Source organism: uncultured Algibacter sp. (assembly GCF_947487575.1).
Lineage (GTDB): Bacteria > Bacteroidota > Bacteroidia > Flavobacteriales > Flavobacteriaceae > Algibacter_B.
The window spans coordinates 187599-210887 of record NZ_CANKXG010000007.1; the positions used below are offsets into that span (position 1 = coordinate 187599).

Genomic DNA, 23289 nt, shown 5'->3' on the forward strand with positions numbered 1-23289 from the left:
GAAGTATAAAAAAAATGACTAGATTTAATGCTGTAAGTGCTATTACATGAGATTACTTAGTTTGAATGTGTTGTTTTGTATTATTCTCCAAAAGCAATAACTATGAGTATTTTTAAGCTTTCATTTGGGATTATTAATATTTTACAAAAAAACTTAGCTGAGGTTATTGTTGATGAGGGCGTAGTTATGGATGAAGTTTTGGTTAAAGAATTTCATGATTTTCTAAAGAATAATTTAGAAGCGTCAATTGGCTTATTGATTAATAAAAAGTATTCTTATACATATACCTTTGAAGCTCAAAAGAGTATTGTTCATTTGGATGAAATAAAGTTTATAGCTGTGTTGGCTAATACCAGTGGTGCAGTAATGTCTACAGAAACACTAATTAATATTAATGGAAATATTCATCGCAATTTTGAACTATTTCAAGAAAGAGATTCCGCATTAGTTTGGTTGCAAAAAGGATTGTCATAATTATTACTAAAACGTTATAGTTTCTCTAATAGATAAATTATAATCCTTCTTATTTGCTCTCAAACATATTAAGCGTAAATTTGCACCTTCAAAAAAAGAACCATGACTGAGTTTATTAGAAAGCGTGCAGCCAATGCTAAAAACGATATTTTAAGTGGAATAACTGTTGCTTTAGCGTTAGTTCCAGAAGCAGTAGCTTTTGCTTTTGTTGCTGGTGTAGACCCATTAGTTGGGTTGTACGCAGCATTCATGATTGGTTTAATCACCTCAATTTTTGGAGGTCGCCCAGGTATGATTAGTGGTGCCACTGGAGCTTTAGCAGTTGTAATGGTAAGCTTAGTCGCAGAAGGAAATGCTATGGGAGAACCTAGCGAGCAACTCGGGTTATATTATCTTTTCGCAACTGTTATCCTCATGGGAATTATTCAAATGTTAGCTGGTGTTTTTAAGCTTGGTAAGTTTGTTCGCTTAATTCCACATCCCGTAATGATGGGGTTTGTAAACGGACTAGCTATTGTAATATTCTTATCGCAATTAGCCATGTTTAAAGATGTAAACGGCGATTGGTTTTCAGGAACTCAACTTTGGACCATGTTAGGGCTTGTTGGTCTTACCATGGCAATCATGTTTGGTTTACCTAAATTAACCAAAAAATTACCAGAAGCACTTATAGCTATTTTAGTAGTCTCAGGAATTGTAATCTTCGGAAATTTGGATGTAGCCACCGTAGGAAGTTTTATTCGTGATGGAGGCGGAACAGGTTTAGAAGGTGGTTTGCCACAATTTCAAACCGATATTTTTTCTAAAGTACCATTCAATTTTCAAACGTTAAAATTTATATTCCCTTATGCCCTAATATTAGCAGCTATTGGTTTAATAGAATCTTTAATGACGCTTAATTTAGTAGACGAATTAACCGAAACCAGAGGTAATGCCAACCGCGAGTGTATGGCACAAGGCGGTGCAAACATCGTAACAGGTTTATTTGGTGGTATGGGTGGTTGTGCCATGATTGGGCAATCGTTAATCAACATAAAATCAGGTGGTAGAACACGCCTTTCAGGAATTGTAGCCGCAGTACTGTTACTCATATTCATCCTTTTTGCATCAGGTTTAATTGAGCAAGTTCCAATCGCTGCCTTAGTAGGGGTTATGTTCATGGTAGTCATCGGTACATTCGCTTGGAGTAGTTTCAGAATCTTAAATAAAATCCCGTTAAGCGATGTCATTGTTTTAGTTGCCGTATCATCCCTAACCGTAATTTTTGATTTAGCCATCGCAGTAATTGCAGGTGTTATTATCAGCGCATTGGTATTCTCTTGGGAAAACGCCAAACGCATACGCGCCCGCAAGCGCATTAAGGATGATGGTACTAAGATTTATGAAATCTGGGGCCCTTTGTTTTTCGGCTCTATTATAGCATTTAATGAGAAATTTGATGTTAAAAACGATCCAGACAAAGTAGAAATCGATTTTGTAGAATCACGAGTAAGCGACCACTCAGCAATAGAAGCTATTTTTAATCTGGTTGAGAAATACGAAGCCGCAGGAAAACAAATCAGACTTAAACATTTAAGTGAAGATTGTAAAGTCTTGCTTTATAAATCTAGCCCTAAATTTAGAGAAGTGATTGAAGAAGGTATCGACGATCCACGCTATCACCTTGCCGAAAACCCAGAAGCATTCACCAAAGGGCTTTCAGAGTATAAGTTCTAAATTTTTTATTTGGGCGTTACCACAAGGGTCGGGCTTTCCACTATATCTTTTTTTAATGTTATTGAGAGGGGTAAGCGACGTATTAATATGTAAATACTTCTGTCCTATACTTAACTTATAGTTGTCTTTTAAAAAAAGGATGCCGCTGCAATCCCTAACGCGGTCTAGTTTGCTAGCTGTCAGATTAAGTTATAGATTGAATTTCGTTTTTGAAATGGCCGTTTTAACAATGTCGTGTATCATTAGTGGTATTTTTAAACACTAGATTTAGTAAATAAAACCAAATAGAAATCCGTTAGTATATCATAAACTAGAAATAAATTATATACGGTATTCTGCATTCGTATTTAAATTTCCTGTTATTACATTGTATTCTTTCGGTATTTCTACGCCTTTAAATTCATTAGTCAACCCGTATAGTATAATCAAAGTAAAAATTATTCCTGTTATTAGAATTCCATATGATTGTTTAACAGGTTCTATACCAAGTATTTTTCTTTTCATTTTTTTTGAATGAACAGCAGAAATATGTCCAAAAAATGAAATTATTGCAAGACTGTAATATGGAATGAAAAACAGACTCAATGGAAACGTATTTAATCCTGCAACACCAAAATAAAAATTAGTATCCAGATTTAAAATCATTCTTCCAGATAATACTGCACTTAAATGAATAAAAAAGAAAACTGCAAGATAAAGCCCCGTCCAAATTTGTAATTTTTCAAAAAAACCAGAAGCAATTTTTCTCTTTTTTAAAAATAACTTGACACCTGAAAAAATTTGGATTATAACAGCAAAAAGTAATATGCTTTCTATAATTATATTTCTATAAACAACTCTTAAATCATTCATCATTTCAATATGAGCGTTTACTCCCAATAGACTATATAAATGATTTAACAAATGTACTCCCACAAAAAGGGAAATTATCACTCCAGAGAAATAATGTATGCGCTTCATTTTTTTTTAAGCAAAAGTCAACTTAAAAATTAAGTTGTCATTTGATTTATATCAAATTCGGTTTTTTAAATTCCGAATTCTACTTAATGTTTCGAGTGTAATTCCAATATATGAAGCTATATGTGTTAATGGCACTCTTTGTGTAATATCTGGCCTAATGGATAAAATATTATCATACTTCTGTTCTGCCGTATGAAATTGCATAGACGAAATTCTTTCTTGTTGTTGTAGCATTGTTTTTGTTATTACTATTTTACTTAAACGTTCAAAATCACGATACTCATCAGATAGTTTTTCTATATCTTTTCTTGATATCTCCAATAGTACGGTGTCTTCTAGTAATTCTATAAAATGTGGACTTGGAATATTGAGAAAAAAGCTATTTATAGAACTAATAAAATCATTATCAAAAGCAAACCAATCAGAAATATCTTTCCCGTCTTTTAAATAGAACGCTCTTGCACAACCAGAAAATATAAAAAATGTTTTATCAGAGTATTGCCCTTCTCTAACAAGTGTTTCGCCTTTTGATAATGTTAAAACTTTAGAGGTATTTGATAATTTCTGTTGACATTCAAAAGTCAATTTAGAATATGTCTCGCTAATTCGATTTATTATTTCTTCTTTACTTACTACCATTTCGTAATGACGCATAATATATAGGTTAGTTCCATTTTGATGAAACTTATTGTTTGTTAAACGAATTTAGCTGAAATGTTTTGCAAAATCAAATAATAGCTAAGCTATACTTACTAGTCTAAATGGAAGCTTTTACACATATTAGTGCATAGGGCGTTTCAATTGTTCCTTAACCCGATCAAACGATTTTTTACTGGCACGTTCCCAACGGTAAATGGTGTATTTCTTATCCTTGTTTGCTTCTTGTTTGGCTTCTTTATCTCTTAATTCCTTTACCCAATTAAAGCGTTTTTTAGTAATAGAAATCACCAAATTATCACCACAACCTAAGGCCTCTAAGGCATTTAAAGCAGCTATAGATACATTTTGTACACTATCATTTATAGCATGTAATAATACAGGAACAGAAGAACATTGTCCTGCATGCTCTAAAGCCTCTGCAGCTAATTTTCTAGTATTGTAGTTACCATGTTTTAATGCATACTCTAATTTAAGTACATCCTTAGTATCCATCCAAAGAGCAATGTCGTTTTCAGATGGCTGACGTACTTTTAATTTAAAGAGTAAATATGTAATGTTGTGTAACATGGATTATGGTTGTTAACTATTATATATGTATATAATATTATTAAATTGTTACACACTAAATTATGACGTGGATTACTCTTAAAAACTTAAACAAAGTAAATTGTGTTTTAGTTTAAGTTGTAAAAGCTAAAATTTAATCGTTGTATTTATGTTGAGATGTTGCCACGTTTTATTAGTTATTTAAAAAAAATAAAAGATGTCTTTTATTTTAAGGGAACTTATAAAATAGCTTTAGGAATTACTTTTCTTGTCCACGTTTTTAAACGTTTATAGTTGCTTACTTCAGAATCCGGATTAAAGTCTAAGGTGGTTTCCCATGAGTTTTCAGGTTTAAACTCAATTTCCATAATTTTTAAAACACTTTTAGAAATTTTTTCAGAATCAACTACCACAATACATTCTGTATTTAAGTTTGCACTTCTAGGGTCTAGATTAAAGGTTCCAATTACAGTTGTTTCTCCGTCAATAACCATAGATTTTGCATGAAGTCCAAAAATAGGTGTATACTCCAACTCTTCCTGTAGCTCTCCAGTCATTATTTTTTTTCGTGCTTCAGCATCGGGTTTAAATTCAAAAATTCTAACGCCCGTTTTTAGTAATGTTTCCCTATCCGATTGGTAACTACTAAAAGCCTCAACATTATCTGTAGAAGCTAAACTATTAGTAAGTATTCTGATTTTAACACCACGATTTACAGCGTTCTCAAATAAATCTTGACTAGCTTTTGAAGTAATTAAATAAGGCGTTTGTATATCAATAGACGATTTGGCATTATTAACTAAATCTACCAAAGCTGAAGTAGAAATACCACCTCCAAATAGACTAGATGGGTTATCGTTTTTTCCAGGTAAATCAGAAATAAAATAAACATCGTCAAGCCAAACTAGACCATCAGAATTTTTAATAGCATCAAATGTTTCTGGTAAATTCTCAATACGCTTTCTTACTTGAGGCCAGAAATTTTCTGGATTACAAGCATATTCATGGAGTTTGTTAAACCTATTTTTATCATTTAAGTTTTCAGGTTCATCTTTAATTACATCTGTAACATCTTCACTTAGTTCGCTATTCCAAAATGTTTCAAACGATGTTTTTACAGATTTAGATTCCTTACCTATTAAAAGAATGTCTCTATCTCTAAAATTATATTCATGGTCGTAATCAAAATACTCATTCGCTATATTTCTTCCGCCAGTAATAACAACTTGGTCGTCAACAATAAAGGTTTTGTTATGCATGCGTTGGTTGGCTGATACAAAGTTTGTTGCAAATTTTCCAATTTTCTGGAAGATATTTTTTCCTAGGTTAACTCCAGGATTATATATTTTAACCGAAATATTTTCATGAGAATTAAAGATTAGTATATCTGAAGCTTTTGCATCCACCATAATATCGTCAACCAGGACACGAACTTTAACACCTCTGTTTGCTGCTCTTACCAAATAATCGCAAGCAATAAGACCAACATTATCTGTTGAGAATATAAAGTATTGAATATCTATAGTTTTTTCAGCGTACTCAGTTAACCACGCTCTTGCAATCATAGAGCCACTACCGTCTTCAAGAACATAAACGCCAGTTTTGTCTTGCATTAATGGCTTGATGTCTTCAAGTTCTTTAGAAAGTGTCATACTATCATTTCTTTGAATTTCTGAACAAAAATCGGTTTCTATTTTTATAGCTTTCTTATCAGTACAAGATGCTAATAGGATAAAGAGTAAAAGAAAACAGCTTTTGAATTTCAGAATAGAATTCATTTTAGAGTTTATTTCTTAACCCGAACATTATCAGGAACCAACTTGGTATAATCTCCATTGTTTCTAATCACATCGCGCACAATAGAAGATGCAATGTAAGATGTGCTAGCCGAGGTTAAAAGAAATACAGTTTCAATAGGTGCAAGGTCTCTGTTGGTATGAGCAATGGCTTTTTCAAACTCAAAATCGGCAGGATTTCTAAGGCCACGTAAAATAAATTCAATACCTAGTTCTTTACAAAAATCGACTGTTAAACCTTCATAAGAAACCACTTTTACTTTAGGCTCGTGAGCAAAAGCATCTTTGATAAATTTTATACGCTCTTCAATAGAAAACATATATTTTTTATCGGCATTTACGCCAATGGCAACAATAATTTCATCAAATAAAGGTACGCCACGTTCAATAATATCGTAGTGTCCTAAAGTTAGTGGGTCAAAAGACCCTGGAAATAATGCTCGTTTCATTTTCTCTTCTCTTCTGTCATTCCTGCGAAGGCAGGAATCTATTTATGAATTTATTGTTTTAGTGGATTCCTGCCTTCGCAGGAATGACAACTATTATCAAATATAATATTTATTTAATGGAAACCACTTAGCTAAGACTATTTCAGCGCCTCTTCAATAGCATTATCAAATAAATCTGCTAAAGTAATATTTGCTGCTGCTGCTTGTTGCGGTAAAATACTTTCTCGGGTTAACCCCGGAACGGTATTCATTTCTAATAAATGCGGTTCGCCATTTTTAAAAATGAATTCGCTTCTGCTAAAACCTTTCATTTTTAAGACTTCGTATACTTTTTTAGCTTCTTTGTTTACTTTGTCTTCTTGTTCTTTGGTTAATCTAGCTGGTGTAATTTCTTGAGATTTTCCTAGGTATTTTGCTTCGTAATCAAAGAAATCATTTTCAGAAACAATTTCTGTGATGGGTAATACTTTGGTTTTTCCTTTATAAGTTATTACACCAACAGAAACTTCAACACCATCTAAAAAGGATTCTATAATAATCTCGTCGTCTTCTTTAAAAGCCACATCAATAGCCTTTTGCAAATCCTCTTGTTTATGGACTTTACTAACTCCAAAACTACTACCTGCTTTATTGGCTTTTACAAAACATGGTAAGGCAACAGTGTTTACAATAGCTGCTTCATCAATAGTATCGCCGAGGTTTAAAAAGTATGATTCGGCTGTTTTTATACCATAAGGTTTTAAAACGCTTAAGCAATCGCGTTTATTAAATGTTACGGAGGCTTGATACATATCGCAACTGGTATGCGGAATACCTAATAATTGAAAATACCCTTGCATAAAACCATCTTCTCCTGGGGAGCCATGAATGGCATTAAACACACAATCGAAAGTGATTTTAAAGGCATCAACATTTATAGAGAAATCGTTTTTATCGATTGGGAATTCATCTTCTTCATCGTTTACGTACACCCATTTATCTTTAAAAATATGGATACGATATGGCGTGTATTTTGAGCGGTCGAGCGTTTCGTAAACCACGTTTCCGCTGGTTAATGAGATTTTGTATTCGCTGGAATACCCACCCATGATGATGGCAATGTTTTTCATTTATTATATTTTTTGTCATTCCCACATAGGAGGGAATCTCATTTTAAATGTTACAACTATGACTTTTAGTTTTAAAGTTGATTGGTAGTTCTGCACCCGCGTTAGGGATTGCAGAGGAAAGCCCACAGCCCGACGATAGGAGGTGCGAGGACTTGTAACGTAAAGCCCGACCCTTGTGGTAACGCCCAAAATATTAAAACCTAAAAACAAATTGGTTTTTATTTACAACCAAAAACTAACATTAAAACGTATGTTATAATAGTTAATGTTAGTTAAGCTAAAATATCATATATATTGCGAAAGAAAAAACAGTTCTGTTTTTATATATTTGCCTAATTGAAAATTCTATAAATGAGCATCATAAAATTTATAACCAGTAAAACTTTTTTGAAGCAACTTGCTTTGGCTATTGTGGCTATTGTGGTGTTGTGTTTTATTATGTTGAAATGGTTGAACGTTACCACAAACCACGGCGATTTTGAAACTGTGCCAGAGCTTACAGGGAAATCTATAAGTGTTGCTGAAATTGAGTTGGAGGATAATAATTTGGTGATGAAAATTCAGGATTCGGCTAATTATAATCCGGATTACCCAAAGTTTTCGGTTATTGAGCAAGAGCCATTGGCGGGAACAAAAGTTAAGGAAGATAGAAAAATATATATTACGTTAAACCCGTCGGGTTACCGAAAAATGAATATTCCTACGGGGTTAATAGACCAAACGTATAGGCAAGTAAAACCCACTTTGGAGGCTTTAGGTTTTAAGGTTGGTAAAATTACTTATGTTGATAATATTGGTAAGGATATGGTGCTAAAGCTTACCCATAAAGGCAAAACGCTTAAAGCGGGCGATAAATTAGCTAAAACTTCGGTTATAGATTTAGTGCTTGGTAACGGTAACCGCCCATAAATTATGGATAGCCACACACCGCAATTACCAGACGAAAACGACCTGTACGAACACCACGCATTTACCGTAGATAAAGGGCAGGCGCCGTTGCGTATAGACAAATATTTAATGAATTTTGTTGAAAACGCTACCCGAAACAAAATACAAGCCGCCGCAAAAGAGGGCAGTATTTTTGTTAATGATGTGGCTGTAAAATCCAACTACAAAGTAAAACCCTTTGATAAAATTAGAGTGTTGTTTTCACATCCGCCATTTGAAAATTTATTGGTAGGCGAGGATATCCCGATTGATGTGATTTATGAGGACTACGACCTTTTGGTGGTTAATAAAGAAGCCGGTATTGTGGTGCATCCGGGGCACGGAAATTACTCTGGCACACTCATAAACGCCCTAATTTACAGGTTCGATAATTTACCAAATAACTCTAGCGAACGCCCAGGATTGGTGCACCGTATAGATAAAGATACTAGCGGACTTTTGGTGGTTGCCAAAACCGAAGAAGCCATGGCACATCTATCGGCACAATTTGCTAATAAAACTTCCGAACGCGAATATATTGCCCTAGTTTGGGGAAATATAGAGGAAGAAAACAGCACCATAGAAGGCAACATTGGCAGACACCCAAAAAACCGACTACAAAACACCGTTTTTCTTGATGATGAAGCCGAAAAAGGAAAACCCGCCGTTACCCATTACACCGTTTTAGAGCGTTTGGGTTACGTTACTTTGGTGTCTTGCAAGCTCGAAACGGGGCGCACACACCAAATTCGCGTGCACATGAAACACATTGGGCATACCCTGTTTAACGACGCCCGTTACGGTGGCGAAAAAATACTAAAAGGCACCACATTTACCAAGTACAAGCAGTTTGTAGAAAACTGTTTTAAAGTATTGCCTAGGCAGGCTTTACATGCCAAAACACTGGGTTTTGAGCATCCTAGAACAGGCAAGTTTATGCAGTTTGATACCGAAATTCCAGACGATATGCAGCAATGTATTGAGAAATGGCGTGGTTACGCTAAGCATCAAGAGATGTAACAGTTTTGTTATACTGTCCCGATAGCTATCAGGATTGTTTCAGTATCTCATCAAAAAAGTCTATTTGGAATTTTAATTATTTGGGCGTTACCCCGAAAAGGGGTCAGGCTTTCTGCTATATCTTTCTGCGAAGCAGTCCCGAACTTGTTTCGGGATCTCATTGGTTAATCAGCACCGTTTTTCAAATAAAATTTTAGTCTTTAAGCTCCGCACAAAGGATGCCGCTTCAATCCTTAACGCAATTATCAATTAGCTGATGTTTTTAATTGAAAAATTGTTTTATTTTTTGTGATGTTCGTTTAACGTTTATGTATAAGAATAGTTGCGGGTTTGTATGCGAGGATTTTCCGAAGGAAAATCAGATGCAGGCAAACACGCAATTGCCTTTGATTAAGCACTAAACCGCAATTATTTTTATACGGTGTTGTAGCACGTTTTTTTTAGTCAGCATACCATTCAAGAATTTCAGTAAAGAAAATAATAATTGGTATGACTTGACAGATAATCGATATTGTTATTAATTTATAATTTAACTTTTTTCGTGATTTATAAATAAATGTTATAATTAGAATTAGCCAAATTAAAAATGAGTATATCCAAATGTTTCCGGTGAAATTAATAATTGGGTGATATATTTCATAGATTTCCAATTCTTTTGGGTCTGGTTGATTATATCGTGGTAAATGTCCGATGATTTTCGCAGCGTGGAAATAAAAAATCAATATTGAAACTGAGAAAATTAATGGTAAAGTTGAAAAAAAGTAAATCATTATTTTAATCCATTTTATCATCTCTCTATTTTTATATTTTTCGTTTACTTAAACTTTTATTTGTGAGTTTTATTGTTTCTCAAATGTGCTACAACGGTTTTACGGATATGCGTCGTTTTAATGACTTATATCCGACGTTAAACGAAGGTAGTTGAAAATTTTTACAAAGTCAAGTACATCAATTCCATTTATAACCCCATCATAAATAATTCTAATCTTAAATTCTTAAAGTAAATTAGTAATCGTAAATTTGAGTTGAAAAAATAGCTTGATTCATGAAACTAGTATTATCACCAGCAAAGTCACTTAATTTTGAAAGTCCATTACCAACAACGCAGTATACCGAACCTGATTTTTTACCACAATCAGAGCGTTTAAATAAACTGCTTAAAACAAAATCAGCAAAAGGGCTATCAAAACTCATGAGTATTTCTGATGCTTTGGGGCAGTTAAACCATCAGCGTAATCAAGATTGGGAAATACCCTTTACTCCAGAAAATGCACGACCTGCGGTATATGCTTTTAATGGCGATGTGTATAGAGGTTTAGATGCATATACAATTCCAGAAAATAAACTGGAAACACTTCAAAATACAGTGCGTATCCTCTCAGGGTTATATGGTGTTTTAAGACCTACTGATTTAATGCAACCTTACCGTTTAGAAATGGGAACCAAATTAAAAGTTGGCACTAAAAAGAATCTTTACGAATTCTGGAAAAAAGACATCACAAAAGCCTTAAACGAAGAACTTGAAGACGATGAGTTGTTTTTAAACTTAGCCAGTAACGAGTATTTTAAGGCAGTTGATACCAAAGCTTTAAAAGTGCCAGTAGTAACCGCCAATTTTAAAGATTTTAAAAACGGTAAGTATAAAGTAATTTCGTTTTTTGCTAAAGAAGCTCGTGGTACTATGGCAAGATATATTGTTGATACCAATGCGAAAACCTTAGACGATTTAAAAGGGTTTAATTATATGGATTACGGTTTTAGCGAAGAGCTATCTAAAGACAACGATTTAGTTTTTATTCGATAGATTTGTTATTCCTGCGAAGGTAGGAATTCATAAATACTAAAACTAAATAAGATTCCTGCCTTCGCAGGAATGGCAGTATGTTTATTCATAAACACCCATATAAACCATTCATTCAAAACGATACAACAAAACTAATTGTAGGTACATTACCGCCACCACGATTTTCAACAGGTGAACTTTTAGAAAGGGATGTTGATTTTTGCTACGGTAGTTATTATAATTCCCTTTGGTTATTTATAGATAAAATTCATAATCTGAATTTGCGATACGACAATTCAAATGAAGCTATTGAAGAACGAAAAACATTTCTTATTAAAAATAAAATAGGTGTTTGCGATATCGTTGAAAGTGCTGAGCGTGATAAAATAGATGCATCAGATTTAGGAATGAAAAACATAAAACTTCGTGATGTTATTAGTTATTTAAAAAAATTTCCAAATATCAACACTTTGCTTTTTACAGGTGGAAATAGTAAAAACGGACCAGAGTATTTTTTTAGAAAGCATTTAAAAGATTATAGTTTAAAATTAGAGTTAGTAAATAGTGAAGTGCCTCGAATACACCAATTCACGATATGTCACACTGAGCGCAGTCAAAGTGTCTCGAGAACTATAAAAACCGTTTCGCTAACCTCAGGTTCAGGAGCAGCCAATATTTCAATAAGCAGAATACCACTTTACAAACAACTAAAAGCTAAAAACCCAAAATTCAATACCTTCGATTTTCGAGTGATGCAGTATCGGGAATTTTTTTGATGCATGAATTGAAATTTTCTCAGAAAATAAGGCGTACATTCGCAGCTTAAATAAAAGGAGGTGGTATTTTAAAAATAGATTGTCATCTCAAAATGCCCAATCATGGGATACTAAACAATTTATATGTCATTTCAATCTTTAGGCTTATCCGAAGCCTTGTTAAAAGCAGTTAGCAAAAAAGGATATACAACCCCAAGTCCCATTCAACAAAAAGCAATTCCTTCAATTTTAGAAGGTAAAGATGTTTTAGCGTCGGCACAAACAGGAACAGGGAAAACCGCAGGTTTTACATTACCGCTGTTACATATTCTTTCTGAAAACCCAAAAGAAAAATACAGGCCTATTCGGGCGTTAATATTAACCCCAACACGAGAGTTGGCTGCACAAGTTTATGCTAATGTTAGAGAATATAGTGAGTTTTTAAACTTACGAAGTGCTGTTATTTTTGGAGGTGTTAACCAAAAGCCACAAGTTGCAACCATTCGTCAAGGTATAGATGTTTTAGTGGCTACCCCAGGACGTTTGTTAGATTTACAAAGTCAAGGTTTATTATCATTAAAACGTGTAGAGATTTTTGTTTTAGATGAAGCCGATAGAATGTTGGATATGGGTTTTTTGAGAGATATTCAAAAGGTTATTAATTTGATGCCAGATAAACGCCAGAATTTGATGTTTTCAGCAACCTTTTCAAAAGATATTAAAAAGTTAGCAAACGGGATTTTAAATCATCCAGTTCAAGTTGAAGCAACTCCAGAAAACACAACAGTTGAAGCGATTACTCAAAAAGTATATCGTGTAGCAAAAGGCAAAAAAACGGGCTTGATTATTAAATTGATTTCTGATGGTAATTGGAAACAAGTTTTAGTGTTTACAAGAACAAAACACGGCGCTAACAGACTTTGCGAAAAAATGGTAAAGTCTGGAATTACGGCTGCTGCAATTCACGGTAATAAAAGTCAAGGCGCAAGAACAAAAGCATTAGCTGGTTTTAAAAGTGGAAAATTGAGGATTTTGGTGGCTACTGATATTGCAGCACGCGGATTGGATATTCCCTTATTACCTCATGTAATTAATTTTGAACTGCCTAATATCTCTGAAGATTACGTACATAGAATAGGTAGAACAGGTAGAGCTGGTGCTAACGGACAAGCCATATCTTTAGTAAGTGCCGATGAAACCTCTTTTTTAAGGAATATTGAAAAATTGATAAGCGAGAAAATTGAGGTAGAAATAGTTGAAGGTTTTGAGCCAGATCCGAATGCTTCTACAGCACCTATTAAACAAGGGCAAGGGAGACAAAATAGAAACTCGAGAAATTCTGGGAATTCAAACAGAAACTCAAATAGAAATAGTAATTCAAGACGCCCAAAGCGTAGCAATGATAGGCGTAATTAAGTTTTTATGCAACAGATTTTAAAAGCTAAAATTATTGAAGTTTGTAATAAAAAGATAGCCACAAAAGGAGAAAACGTGGGTATCTCTTTTTATGCATTTTTCAAAAACAAAAATGACAATCCAGAATTACTAATGGAAGCTGCTACTTGGTGGATTAAAACTCATAAGTTAGATCATTTTGAAAAGGCAGTAAAAATTAAAAACTTAGTCGGAAAATTATAATGAAATCTCAACCAAATAATCCACTTCATGGTATAAAATTAGAACAAATTATTAATGATTTAGTGGCGCATTATGGATGGGAATATATGGGCTATACGATTAAAATCAGATGTTTTACTGATCATCCTTCTGTTAAATCGAGTTTAAAATTTTTACGACGTACACCTTGGGCGAGAACTAAAGTAGAAGCTATGTATTTAAAGATGTTAGAAAATAAAAAATGTTAATCCAAAACTTTAATTTTTAAGTCTTTGAAGTTTATACCCTGACCTTCGGCTTGAAGCCCAATATAGCCTTCTTTAAGAAGCTTTCCATCAATTTTAATAGCACTATCAAAATCTCGAATTAAAATATCGCCACCAATTTGTGGCTTACTATACTCTAGTACTTTATTGCCATTCACAAAATGCTGAACTAAAGAATCTTTATAAACAATAAGTTCGCCATGAACCCATTCATCCCACTTATAAGTTTTAGATGAGGATCTTACACAATGTGAATCACTTATTTTATTATCAATTACAATATCAGTACCAGGAGAACACATATTACCAGTAGGCCTAGGTTCATTTTTATTAGCTTCAGCTAGTATTTGATATTCTACTGAAATGGGCCAATTTTGATTCTTTAAAATCGTTTTAGGATCTTGGGTATGAAACATAATACCACTATTTCTATAGGTAAAATGTGGCGCATCCTCCATCCATTGATTGGTAAATTGGTATTTGAATTTTAAATGATACGATGAAAATAGAGCGTTGTAAAATAAATGTCCATAGCGTTCATCAAAACTAGTATAATCATCATAATTAACCTGAATAACACCATTGGAAACTCTAAAGGTATTTAGATAGTTTACACCAGTATCTTCTTTGTAGAATTTGGGAGTCCAACCGTCAAGATTTTCCCCATTAAATAAATTTATCCATTCTTTTTCTATTACAATAGTATCATTTGATACTTTATTTTTACAATTGAAAATAATGAGAGAAAGACATGCTAGGGTTAAAAATTGTTTTAGTGTCATGATAATATTTATAAGGATTTTGCATTTTTAACTAAAATTATCCCAATCCTTTTAGGATGGTTTCATTTTATAAGTTCTTTTAAAAAAAGGTAAAAGTCAAATAATTGATGTCATAATTTAAATAATGTTTTTTAAACCTTCGTAAACAACTATACTAACAGCATTTGCTAAATTTAAACTTCTAACATGCTCACTGTACAGAGGGATTTTGAAAAGAGAATTTTGATGTTCTTCAATTAAAGGTTTAGGTAAACCCACGGATTCTTTACCAAAAACTAAAAACATATTATCTTCAAAAGGAATATCCCAATGTTTTTTTGAACCATGACTGGAAAGAAAAGCCATAGTTTTATCTTTATTAATACTGAAAAACTCATCAATATTGTCGTAATAGGTAACCGATAGATGTTGCCAATAATCTAGACCAGCGCGTTTTAGTCGAGTGTCATCAATTTCAAAACCAAAAGGCTTTACAAGATGTAAATGCGAACCTGAAGCTAAAGCTAAACGTCCAATATTTCCTGTGTTATTAGGTATTTCGGGTTCTATTAAAACAATGTTTAAAGGCATTAGTTTAATATAGATTTTGTAAAACTATCTATGGTTTTTACCCCATGCTTAGTTACATGCTTTACAAAAGCACTACCAATAATAGCACCTTTTGCATATTTTGTAGCCTGTGTAAACGTCTCGTTATTACTAATACCAAAACCAATTACTTGCGGGTTGTTTAAGTTCATTTTACCAATACGCTCAAAATACGCCGTTTGTTCATCACCAAAACCAGATTTTGCGCCAGTAGTACTCGCACTACTCACCATATAAATAAATCCGTTCGAAATAGAATCAATGTAGCGTATACGCGCATCACTAGTTTGTGGCGTAATTAAAAACACGTTAATTAGGCCGTATTTTTCAAAAATAGCTTGGTATTCATTATGGTACACATCCACCGGCAAATCAGGAATTATCAATCCGTCAATACCTAACTCTTGGCATTTTTTACAAAACGCCTCCACACCATATTGAAACATAGGGTTAAAATACCCCATAATTATCAACGGAATAGAAACCGTATCACGAATGCTTTCCAGTTGTTTAAAAAGCACCTCGGTAGTCATCCCATTTTTTAAAGCCGCCGTAGAGCTATCCTGTATAGTTGGGCCATCGGCCAATGGGTCGCTAAACGGCAAACCAATTTCAATCATATCCACACCGTTTTTTTCTAGATCTTGGATTATTGAAACCGTATCATTAATCTCTGGATAACCAGCAGTGAAATATATCGACAATAATTTTTTGTCTTCGTTAAGTTTACTAACAATTCTATTCATTTTTTTCTGTTTAATGGCGTTTCCCCTCGCTGGCACCTACAAGGTTAGAAAAAAACCTTGCAGGCTTGCTCACGGTCGGGCTATCCGCTATATCTTTTTTTCATGCTTCAAAAAAGGATGCCGCTTCTATCCCTAACGCACCACTGTTATGTGCTTACTCTTGTGTTTTACTCTTGCAGAGAGACCTGTCAGGTTTTTAAAACCTAACAGGTCTTTTCCCCAATCTATATTTTAAAATAATCTATATAGTTTTGTAAATCTTTATCTCCGCGACCAGACAAACTCATAACCACAACATCGTTAGGTTTAAAGGTTTTTTGTTCGAAAATAGCCAATGCATGCGAACTTTCAATAGCTGGAATTATGCCTTCTAGCTTACAAAGTTCTAGCCCTGCGTTCATAGCGTCATCATCGGTAATTGCCATAAATTCGGCACGTCCAGTTTTTGCTAAATGTGCATGCATAGGGCCAACACCTGGGTAATCTAATCCAGCAGAAATGGAATATGGTTCTGTAATTTGACCATCTTTAGTTTGCATCAGCAGCGTTTTACAGCCGTGGATGATACCTTCTTTACCTAATACTGATGTAGCTGCACTTTCGCCAGAATCAACACCTAAACCTGCTGCTTCAACAGCTATAATTTTAACATCGTTTTCATGTAAATAGTGATAATAAGTTCCTGCAGCATTACTACCGCCACCAATACAAGCAACTACATAATCAGGGTTTTCCCGACCTTCGTGTTCTTTTAATTGCCATTTAATTTCCTCTGAAATTACAGCTTGAAATCGCGTTACCATATCTGGATAAGGATGCGGACCGATAGCAGAACCAATGATGTAATGCGTTTTAACGGGATTGTTAATCCAGTCTCGAATAGCTTCATTTGTGGCATCTTTTAAAGTACGACTTCCTGATAATGCAGGGACAACCTTAGCGCCTAGCATTTTCATTCTAGCTACGTTTGGTGCCTGTCTGGCTATGTCAATTTCACCCATATAAACAATACACTCTAGACCCATTAAAGCACAAACAGTTGCTGTGGCTACACCATGTTGACCAGCACCTGTTTCAGCAATAATTCTGGTTTTTCCCAAACGTTGCGCCATTAAAATCTGGCCAATAGTGTTATTGATTTTATGGGCGCCTGTATGGTTTAAATCTTCACGCTTTAGGTAAATTTTAGTGTTGTATTTTTTCGAAAGGCGTTTTGCGTAATATAAAGGCGAAGGCCTACCAACATAATCTTTTAAAAGCTTATCAAATTGCTTTTGAAAGTCGGGTTCTGCCATTACTTTTAAATAGTTTTGGCGTAACTCTTCTACATTTGGATACAGCATTTCGGGGATAAATGCGCCACCGAATTCGCCATAATAGCCTTTTTCATCTACATTGTAATTCATAACTATTTCTTTATTATTGTCTAGAATTGTACTTAGGTTCTTTTTGAATGTTTTTAAATCTTCAATATTTTTTAATCCTGGTTCAATTTCAAATTTACTATTAACATCTAAAGCGTAGCAATATCTTGATGCTTTACTGTTTACAAATTGATTAATTTTTTCAACTTCGTTTAATCCTAATCCACCACTCAAAAAGAAAGGTTTAGTTGATGGATAGTTGTTTAGCACGTTCCAATCGAAAGTATAGCCGTTACCTCCTGGTAATTTTCCTTTGGTATCAAACAGAAAGTAATCGGAAACCTGTTCATATGGTTTTAAAATAGAAAAATCAAATTCATCTTTAATTGAAAAAACTTTGATAATTTCAATAGGATGAGATATTGAAACAAGTTCAGCATGACGTTTTTTTAAATTATTACAATATTCAGGGGATTCTTTACCGTGTAATTGTACAGCTTGTAATTGGTGTTTATTTATTTTTTCTAGGACAAAATCAATATCCGCATCAACAAAAACACCAGTTTTTTTAATGGATTTTGGTAACTCAAGGATACTTTCAGAATTAAAGTGTCGCGTGGATTTTTCATAAAATATGAATCCAAGATAATCAGGTTGCAATGTTGCAACTTGTTCCATATTATCTTGATATTTCATACCGCAAATCTTTAATTTCATCTTTTCTGTCATTCCTGCGAAGGCAGGAATTTTTTTAATTTTAGTTGTTATTTACAATGGATTCTGCATCAAGTGCGGAATGATAAATTTATCCTTCTAATTTATTTATAAATTTTGTAGCACTTGCTCCGGGGTTATCGGTTTTCATAAAGTTTTCGCCAATCAAAAACCCTTGATAGCCATAAGGTCGTAATTCCTTTATAGCTTCAATACTACTAATGCCGCTTTCTGATACTTTCACAAAATCATCTGGTATTAGGTTGCTTAAATTTTTACTAGTTTCTAAACTAACCTCAAAGGTTTTTAGGTTTCTGTTGTTTACACCTAGCATATCTAAACTTGGCATTACAGATTTATGTAGTTCTTCTTCGTTATGTACTTCTAAAAGTACATCCAAATGTAAACGTTTAGCAAATTCTGAAAATGGTTTAATTTCATCTCTCGATAATATGGCTGCAATAAGCAGAATTACATCTGCACCGTACGCTTTTGCTTCTAAAATTTGATACTCGTCTATTATAAACTCTTTTCTTAAAAGTGGCAAATTACAACTGGCTCTTGCGGTTAATAAATCGTCTAACGATCCTCCAAAATACTTGCAATCGGTTAAAACAGACATACCGCAAACGCCTGCATCTTCATAACCTTTGGCTACATCTTGGACGTTTAGATTATTGTTGATGACTGATTTTGAGGGAGAACGCCGCTTGTGCTCTGCTATAATTCCTGATGCACTGTTGCGTAAGTTGTTGGCTAGAGAAACCGTTGCTTTTTCAAATAAAACAGATTGTTCTAATTGTGAAACTGGAATTAAACGTTTTCTAAGTTCAACTTCTTTTCGCTTATCTAATGTTATTTTATCTAGTATGTTCATTTTTTATTTATTTCTGTTCATTTTGCCTTGATGCAAAACGAACCAAAAAATCATATCAATCTGAGGAAATTGCTAAAGCACCATTCGCTTTCGGAATTACGCGCTTGATGCTGCGCATCGCGACTCCATTCCTTCTCTCTTTATTTCTGCAGATTGATGATTCGGACGTTGTTCGAACTCGGGTGTTGACTTTTTGCTATTTTCTTTTATGTTTCTCAAATTAATTTCTAATCTTCCTAGTATCTAGTATCTAGTATCTAACGTCTAGTATCTAGTATCTAACGTCTAATATCTAATATTTAACCCTTGCTCAATTCAATCAACTTATCTAAACTTGCTTTTGCTTTTCCAGAAAACAATGATGTTTTCGCTATTTCAAAACCTTCTTGATGCGAAATTTGCTTACTAGTTGCAATGGCTAATCCTGCATTGGCGCAAACCACGTTATTTTGTGCCTCTGTACCTTTTCCACTTATAATATCTACAAATATTTTTGAAGCATCTTGTACAGTGTTTCCTCCAAAAATAGCATCTTGTGGTATGCGTTGTAATCCTAAATCTTCTGGTGCAAATAGTTTTTCAGAATGATTGGATACTATTTTAGCTTTTCCTGTTAATGAAATTTCATCGTAACCATCTAAGGCATAAATAATATTGTAATTATGTCCAGAATTTTGATGTAGAAAACTGTAAAGTCTTAAAACTTCTAAATTAAAAACCCCAAGCACATGGTTTTTTGGAAACGATGGGTTTACTAACGGGCCCAACATATTAAAAAAGGTTTTAACGCCTAATTCTCTTCTAATTGGCGCTACGTTTTTCATGGCTGGGTGAAACAATGGTGCGTGCAAAATGCAAATGCCTGCTTTGTCTAAACAGCGTTTTAAAAAATCTTCATCATTCGAAAATTTAACGCCTAAGTTTTCCATAACGTTAGACGATCCTGATGTTGATGATACACCATAATTGCCGTGTTTAGATACATGAACTCCAGCGCCTGCTGTTATAAATGATGATAAGGTTGATATGTTGAACGTGTTTTTACCATCACCGCCTGTACCTACGATATCTATAGCATTAAAATCTTTTAAATCTACTGCTACGCATAGTTCTAAAAGTGCATTTCGAAAGCCTTGTAATTCGGCTATGGTTATGCTACGCATCATAAAAACAGAAAGAAAACACGTTATTTGACTTGGGTTGTACATATCGTTTGATATGTTTACAATAACCTGTTTTGCCTCTTCTGTTGAAATGGTTTCGTGGTTTATTAATCTGTTTAAAATGTCTTTCATGCTTTTTGGCTTTTGGTTATTTGCTTTTAGCTAATGGCTAGCAGCAAATAACAAACGGCTAATTATTAACCCAATTTTCTAAAATCTTTTTTCCATCTGGTGTTAAAACAGATTCAGGATGGTATTGTACACCTCTAACATCATATTCTTTATGTCTTAAAGACATCACTTGTCCATTAGAATCAAAAGAAGTAGCCTCTAAGCTATCGGGTAATTTTGCGTTTACAACCCAAGAATGATAGCGCCCCACTTCAATATTTTTATCTAAATCTTTAAAAATATATTCATCATCTACGCTTATGGTAACATTGGTAGCTACACCATGATAAACTTCATCCAGATTTATTAGTGAGCCTCCAAAAACTTCGCCAATGGCTTGCTGGCCTAAACACACACCAAAAATACTTTTAGTAGCTGCATATTTTTCGATAATAGGCTTTAATAAACCAGCTTCATCAGGAATTCCAGGACCCGGCGATAACACAATCTTATCAAAAGGTTCAATATCTTCTAAGGCTAATTTATCGTTTCTAACTACGGTTACATTACAATTTAAATCCTCTAAGTAATGCACTAAATTATATGTGAAACTGTCGTAATTATCTATAACTAATACTTTCTTCATTTTATATGTCTTCTGCTAATTTAATAGCTTTAGTTAACGCGCCTAATTTATTATATACTTCCTGTAATTCGTTTTCTTGGTTTGATTTTGATACCAATCCTGCACCTGCTTGCCAATTGAGTTTGTAATCTTTACTTAAAAAAGTACGAATCATTATGGCGTGGTTAAAGTTACCATCGAAATCCATAAAGCCAATGGCACCACCATAAAAAGCGCGACTTGTTTTTTCGTAATCTTCAATAAGTTGCATAGCTCTATGTTTTGGAGCGCCACTTAACGTTCCTGCAGGAAATGTATCTGCCACAACTTGCATAGTCGAGGTTGATTCATGTTTTTGCCCTGTTACTTTACTTACCAAGTGTATAACGTGAGAGAAAAATTGAACTTCGCGATAGGTTTCAACTTTTACTTGACTGCCGTGGCGACTTAAATCGTTTCTTGCCAAATCGACCAGCATTACATGTTCGGCATTTTCTTTATCGTCATTTTTTAAATTTTCAGCTAAAACTTCGTCTTTTTCATAATCTCCAGTTCTTTTATATGTTCCGGCAATGGGGTGGATTTCTGCTAAACCATCTTCCACTATCAGTTGTGCTTCGGGCGAGCTTCCGAATATTTTAAAATCGCCATAATCAAAATAAAATAGGTAAGGCGATGGGTTTATGCTTCTTAGGGCGCGGTAAATATTAAATTCGTCGCCTGTAAATTCTTGAGAAAAGCGTCTTGATAATACCAGTTGGAATACATCTCCACGTTGACAATGTTTTCTGGCTACTTCAACATGCTCTCTAAACTCATCATCTGTTAAATTAGATTTTATATCGCCTTTTGAGTTAAACTTATAAGAAGCAAAATTCTGTACATTGATAAGTTTATCAATCTCATCAATATTATTTTCTACGCCTTCGTAACAATGCGCAAAAATATAGGCTTCGTTTTTAAAGTGATTGATGGCGATGATGTTTTGATAAACCGCATAATACATATCTGGAATTACAACTGAATTATCTTTTTTACTAATTTCAATATCTTCAAAATACCTTACTGCATCATAAGCCGTATAACCAAAAATCCCGTTGTTGATGAATTTGAAATTTTCTTCAGATTTTGTGTCAAATCGTTTTGTGAACTTATAAATTTCATCAGCAACATTTACTTCTTTTGTTATTTTTAATTCCGATGAATTTCCATCAGGAAATGTTTGAGAAATTACTTCGTTTTCAACCTTAATTGAAGCAATGGGATTGAAACAAATGTATGAGAAATTTTTTTGACTTTTATGATAATCACCACTTTCTAAAAGGATACTATTGGGATATTTGTCGCGTATTTTATAATAAACCGTAACAGGTGTAATAGTATCTGTTAAGATGCGTTTGTGGTGTGTATAAAGGCTGTATTTTTTCATTTGTTTGATATAAAAAAAAGGCTTGTCGTGAATGACAAGCCTTTTGGATATTTTAAGTTTTAAATATACTAGGGTTTTACTTCACGAAGATTAGTTTCGAAAGTTCCACCACCAAGTATTATTTAAAGTTTTTTTCATTGTTTTAAATGTTTACTGGTTCAAATATAGAAATGAAAATAGTAATACACAAAACTAAGTTACATTTTTTATATAAAAGTTTGTTAAACTGTAGGAAATGCAAAGAAGTATTAATTAATTTTATGCTTATGAAACTAAACGTATTAATTGTTGTTATTCTTTTAATGACAAGTTGCAAGAAAAACAGCAAAACTGCTGGAGTAATTAAAGAATCTACTAATGAAGTAGTTGAAAAAGAAATTAAAACAAGTGATATAGAACTAGAAATATACGATTATGCTGGTTTTGAAAAATTTCTGAATAGTAAGAATGGTAAAGTTTATGTTATCAATTTTTGGGCAACTTGGTGTGCGCCATGTGTTAGGGAACTTCCGTATTTTGAAAAATTGAATGCAGAATATAAAAATGATAACGTTGAGGTAATATTGGTAAGTCTTGATTTTCCGCATTTATATGATAAAAAACTGAAACCTTTTATAAAAGAGAAAAAATTAGCATCAAAAGTAATTGTTTTAGATGATGTTGATATGAATACATGGATTCCTAAAGTAGATGAAAAGTGGTCGGGCTCAATACCAGCAACTGTGATTTATAAAAATGATAATCGTAGATTTTATGAACAATCATTCAATTATGAAGAATTACAAAATGAAGTAAAACAATTTTTAAAATAA

The 23289-nt window shown here is 33.6% G+C and carries 24 protein-coding genes and 1 pseudogene; 10 read left to right on the forward strand and 15 right to left on the reverse strand.

All coding sequences use genetic code 11. The features are described 5' to 3' along the window. The first annotated feature begins 102 nt into the window (after window positions 1-102). Both Q0870_RS09535 and Q0870_RS09540 read left to right on the forward strand, forming a co-directional pair. On the forward strand, window positions 103-474 hold the full coding sequence (locus Q0870_RS09535) for a hypothetical protein (protein ID WP_298555055.1): 372 nt from the start codon (window positions 103-105) through the stop codon (window positions 472-474). 102 nt (window positions 475-576) lie between these two features. Next, entirely contained in the window at window positions 577-2190 is a 1614-nt protein-coding gene (locus tag Q0870_RS09540) for a SulP family inorganic anion transporter (RefSeq protein ID WP_298555058.1), read from the forward strand. 321 nt (window positions 2191-2511) lie between these two features. On the opposite strand, the gene Q0870_RS09545 is transcribed toward Q0870_RS09540, so the two are convergent. From Q0870_RS09545 to Q0870_RS09570, 6 genes are all read right to left on the reverse strand, one after another. Next, on the reverse strand, window positions 2512-3150 hold the full coding sequence (locus Q0870_RS09545) for a hypothetical protein (RefSeq protein ID WP_298555061.1): 639 nt from the start codon (window positions 3148-3150) through the stop codon (window positions 2512-2514). 51 nt (window positions 3151-3201) lie between these two features. After that, complete coding sequence (locus tag Q0870_RS09550; protein WP_298555064.1) at window positions 3202-3804, reverse strand: Crp/Fnr family transcriptional regulator; 603 nt, start codon at window positions 3802-3804, stop codon at window positions 3202-3204. Between the two features lie 126 nt (window positions 3805-3930). Further along, the gene (locus tag Q0870_RS09555) at window positions 3931-4377 is read right to left on the reverse strand and encodes a HEAT repeat domain-containing protein (RefSeq protein ID WP_298555067.1); all 447 of its coding nucleotides are present in this window, start codon (window positions 4375-4377) and stop codon (window positions 3931-3933) included. Between the two features lie 218 nt (window positions 4378-4595). Next, the gene (locus Q0870_RS09560; protein ID WP_298555070.1) at window positions 4596-6134 is read right to left on the reverse strand and encodes a phospholipase D family protein; all 1539 of its coding nucleotides are present in this window, start codon (window positions 6132-6134) and stop codon (window positions 4596-4598) included. Between the two features lie 8 nt (window positions 6135-6142). Continuing rightward, window positions 6143-6601 (reverse strand): pantetheine-phosphate adenylyltransferase, encoded by a 459-nt coding sequence (gene coaD / locus Q0870_RS09565; RefSeq protein ID WP_298555073.1) that lies wholly within the window; start codon window positions 6599-6601, stop codon window positions 6143-6145. 137 nt (window positions 6602-6738) lie between these two features. Then, entirely contained in the window at window positions 6739-7710 is a 972-nt protein-coding gene (locus Q0870_RS09570) for a D-alanine--D-alanine ligase (protein ID WP_298555076.1), read from the reverse strand. Between the two features lie 351 nt (window positions 7711-8061). Between Q0870_RS09570 and Q0870_RS09575 the strand changes: the two genes are divergently transcribed. The 7 genes from Q0870_RS09575 (at window position 8062) to Q0870_RS09605 (ending at window position 14060) form a co-directional block, all read left to right on the forward strand. Next, a complete protein-coding gene (locus Q0870_RS09575; protein WP_298555079.1) occupies window positions 8062-8619 on the forward strand; it encodes a PASTA domain-containing protein in 558 nt (185 codons plus the stop codon). Between the two features lie 3 nt (window positions 8620-8622). Continuing rightward, window positions 8623-9657 (forward strand): RluA family pseudouridine synthase, encoded by a 1035-nt coding sequence (locus tag Q0870_RS09580; protein WP_298555082.1) that lies wholly within the window; start codon window positions 8623-8625, stop codon window positions 9655-9657. A gap of 1045 nt (window positions 9658-10702) precedes the next feature. Continuing rightward, a complete protein-coding gene (gene yaaA, locus Q0870_RS09585) occupies window positions 10703-11461 on the forward strand; it encodes a peroxide stress protein YaaA (RefSeq protein WP_298555085.1) in 759 nt (252 codons plus the stop codon). A 77-nt stretch (window positions 11462-11538) separates the two neighbouring features. Next, the gene (locus Q0870_RS09590; RefSeq protein ID WP_298555088.1) at window positions 11539-12216 is read left to right on the forward strand and encodes a uracil-DNA glycosylase family protein; all 678 of its coding nucleotides are present in this window, start codon (window positions 11539-11541) and stop codon (window positions 12214-12216) included. A 123-nt stretch (window positions 12217-12339) separates the two neighbouring features. After that, entirely contained in the window at window positions 12340-13611 is a 1272-nt protein-coding gene (locus Q0870_RS09595; RefSeq protein ID WP_298555091.1) for a DEAD/DEAH box helicase, read from the forward strand. 6 nt (window positions 13612-13617) lie between these two features. Beyond that, on the forward strand, window positions 13618-13833 hold the full coding sequence (locus tag Q0870_RS09600) for a DUF6500 family protein (RefSeq protein WP_298555094.1): 216 nt from the start codon (window positions 13618-13620) through the stop codon (window positions 13831-13833). Further along, window positions 13833-14060 (forward strand): VF530 family protein, encoded by a 228-nt coding sequence (locus tag Q0870_RS09605; protein WP_298555097.1) that lies wholly within the window; start codon window positions 13833-13835, stop codon window positions 14058-14060. The genes Q0870_RS09600 and Q0870_RS09605 overlap by 1 nt, the downstream gene beginning before the upstream one ends. Here Q0870_RS09605 and Q0870_RS09610 read toward each other — a convergent pair. The 9 genes and pseudogenes from Q0870_RS09610 to Q0870_RS09645 form a co-directional block, all read right to left on the reverse strand. After that, window positions 14057-14860: a DUF1080 domain-containing protein gene (locus tag Q0870_RS09610; RefSeq protein WP_298555100.1), complete on the reverse strand. Its 804-nt coding sequence runs from the start codon at window positions 14858-14860 to the stop codon at window positions 14057-14059. The two genes, Q0870_RS09605 and Q0870_RS09610, sit on opposite strands and share 4 nt — an antisense overlap. Before the next feature lie 117 nt (window positions 14861-14977). Continuing rightward, window positions 14978-15430 carry a tRNA (cytidine(34)-2'-O)-methyltransferase gene (locus tag Q0870_RS09615; RefSeq protein ID WP_298555103.1) on the reverse strand — a complete coding sequence of 151 codons (453 nt, stop codon included), beginning with the start codon at window positions 15428-15430 and terminating at the stop codon, window positions 14978-14980. Further along, the gene (trpA, locus tag Q0870_RS09620) at window positions 15430-16194 is read right to left on the reverse strand and encodes a tryptophan synthase subunit alpha (protein WP_298555106.1); all 765 of its coding nucleotides are present in this window, start codon (window positions 16192-16194) and stop codon (window positions 15430-15432) included. Before trpA ends, Q0870_RS09615 begins: the two co-directional genes overlap by 1 nt. A gap of 224 nt (window positions 16195-16418) precedes the next feature. Next, a complete protein-coding gene (gene trpB / locus Q0870_RS15420; protein WP_363317950.1) occupies window positions 16419-17600 on the reverse strand; it encodes a tryptophan synthase subunit beta in 1182 nt (393 codons plus the stop codon). 51 nt (window positions 17601-17651) lie between these two features. Next, window positions 17652-18287, reverse strand: a pseudogene (locus tag Q0870_RS15425) (phosphoribosylanthranilate isomerase); the annotation flags it as partial. Between the two features lie 76 nt (window positions 18288-18363). Further along, window positions 18364-19149 (reverse strand): indole-3-glycerol phosphate synthase TrpC, encoded by a 786-nt coding sequence (trpC, locus tag Q0870_RS09630; protein WP_298555111.1) that lies wholly within the window; start codon window positions 19147-19149, stop codon window positions 18364-18366. Between the two features lie 299 nt (window positions 19150-19448). Continuing rightward, window positions 19449-20444 carry an anthranilate phosphoribosyltransferase gene (gene trpD, locus Q0870_RS09635; protein WP_298555114.1) on the reverse strand — a complete coding sequence of 332 codons (996 nt, stop codon included), beginning with the start codon at window positions 20442-20444 and terminating at the stop codon, window positions 19449-19451. 58 nt (window positions 20445-20502) lie between these two features. After that, window positions 20503-21069, reverse strand: coding sequence for an aminodeoxychorismate/anthranilate synthase component II (locus tag Q0870_RS09640; protein ID WP_298555117.1), 567 nt, complete (start codon window positions 21067-21069; stop codon window positions 20503-20505). A gap of 1 nt (window position 21070) precedes the next feature. After that, window positions 21071-22477, reverse strand: a complete 1407-nt coding sequence (locus Q0870_RS09645; RefSeq protein WP_298555118.1) for an anthranilate synthase component I family protein — start codon at window positions 22475-22477, stop codon at window positions 21071-21073. A 266-nt stretch (window positions 22478-22743) separates the two neighbouring features. Between Q0870_RS09645 and Q0870_RS09650 the strand changes: the two genes are divergently transcribed. Further along, window positions 22744-23289 carry a TlpA family protein disulfide reductase gene (locus Q0870_RS09650; RefSeq protein ID WP_298555120.1) on the forward strand — a complete coding sequence of 182 codons (546 nt, stop codon included), beginning with the start codon at window positions 22744-22746 and terminating at the stop codon, window positions 23287-23289.

Bases quoted from the DNA above. Each gene is read 5' to 3' on its own strand.
- Q0870_RS09535 (WP_298555055.1), top strand. From the start codon at position 103: ATGAGTATTTTTAAGCTTTCATTTGGGATTATTAATATTTTACAAAAA.
- Q0870_RS09640 (WP_298555117.1), bottom strand. From the start codon at position 21,069: ATGAAGAAAGTATTAGTTATAGATAATTACGACAGTTTCACATATAAT.
- Q0870_RS09645 (WP_298555118.1), bottom strand. From the start codon at position 22,477: ATGAAAAAATACAGCCTTTATACACACCACAAACGCATCTTAACAGAT.
- Q0870_RS09550 (WP_298555064.1), bottom strand. From the start codon at position 3,804: ATGCGTCATTACGAAATGGTAGTAAGTAAAGAAGAAATAATAAATCGA.
- trpD (WP_298555114.1), bottom strand. From the start codon at position 20,444: ATGAAAGACATTTTAAACAGATTAATAAACCACGAAACCATTTCAACA.
- Q0870_RS09570 (WP_298555076.1), bottom strand. From the start codon at position 7,710: ATGAAAAACATTGCCATCATCATGGGTGGGTATTCCAGCGAATACAAA.
- coaD (WP_298555073.1), bottom strand. From the start codon at position 6,601: ATGAAACGAGCATTATTTCCAGGGTCTTTTGACCCACTAACTTTAGGA.
- Q0870_RS09615 (WP_298555103.1), bottom strand. From the start codon at position 15,430: ATGCCTTTAAACATTGTTTTAATAGAACCCGAAATACCTAATAACACA.
- trpC (WP_298555111.1), bottom strand. From the start codon at position 19,149: ATGAACATACTAGATAAAATAACATTAGATAAGCGAAAAGAAGTTGAA.
- Q0870_RS09590 (WP_298555088.1), top strand. From the start codon at position 11,539: ATGTTTATTCATAAACACCCATATAAACCATTCATTCAAAACGATACA.
- Q0870_RS09540 (WP_298555058.1), top strand. From the start codon at position 577: ATGACTGAGTTTATTAGAAAGCGTGCAGCCAATGCTAAAAACGATATT.
- Q0870_RS09545 (WP_298555061.1), bottom strand. From the start codon at position 3,150: ATGAAGCGCATACATTATTTCTCTGGAGTGATAATTTCCCTTTTTGTG.
- Q0870_RS09605 (WP_298555097.1), top strand. From the start codon at position 13,833: ATGAAATCTCAACCAAATAATCCACTTCATGGTATAAAATTAGAACAA.
- Q0870_RS09580 (WP_298555082.1), top strand. From the start codon at position 8,623: ATGGATAGCCACACACCGCAATTACCAGACGAAAACGACCTGTACGAA.
- yaaA (WP_298555085.1), top strand. From the start codon at position 10,703: ATGAAACTAGTATTATCACCAGCAAAGTCACTTAATTTTGAAAGTCCA.
- Q0870_RS09575 (WP_298555079.1), top strand. From the start codon at position 8,062: ATGAGCATCATAAAATTTATAACCAGTAAAACTTTTTTGAAGCAACTT.
- Q0870_RS09555 (WP_298555067.1), bottom strand. From the start codon at position 4,377: ATGTTACACAACATTACATATTTACTCTTTAAATTAAAAGTACGTCAG.
- Q0870_RS09560 (WP_298555070.1), bottom strand. From the start codon at position 6,134: ATGAATTCTATTCTGAAATTCAAAAGCTGTTTTCTTTTACTCTTTATC.
- Q0870_RS09610 (WP_298555100.1), bottom strand. From the start codon at position 14,860: ATGACACTAAAACAATTTTTAACCCTAGCATGTCTTTCTCTCATTATT.
- Q0870_RS09600 (WP_298555094.1), top strand. From the start codon at position 13,618: ATGCAACAGATTTTAAAAGCTAAAATTATTGAAGTTTGTAATAAAAAG.
- Q0870_RS09650 (WP_298555120.1), top strand. From the start codon at position 22,744: ATGAAACTAAACGTATTAATTGTTGTTATTCTTTTAATGACAAGTTGC.
- Q0870_RS09595 (WP_298555091.1), top strand. From the start codon at position 12,340: ATGTCATTTCAATCTTTAGGCTTATCCGAAGCCTTGTTAAAAGCAGTT.
- trpA (WP_298555106.1), bottom strand. From the start codon at position 16,194: ATGAATAGAATTGTTAGTAAACTTAACGAAGACAAAAAATTATTGTCG.
- trpB (WP_363317950.1), bottom strand. From the start codon at position 17,600: ATGAATTACAATGTAGATGAAAAAGGCTATTATGGCGAATTCGGTGGC.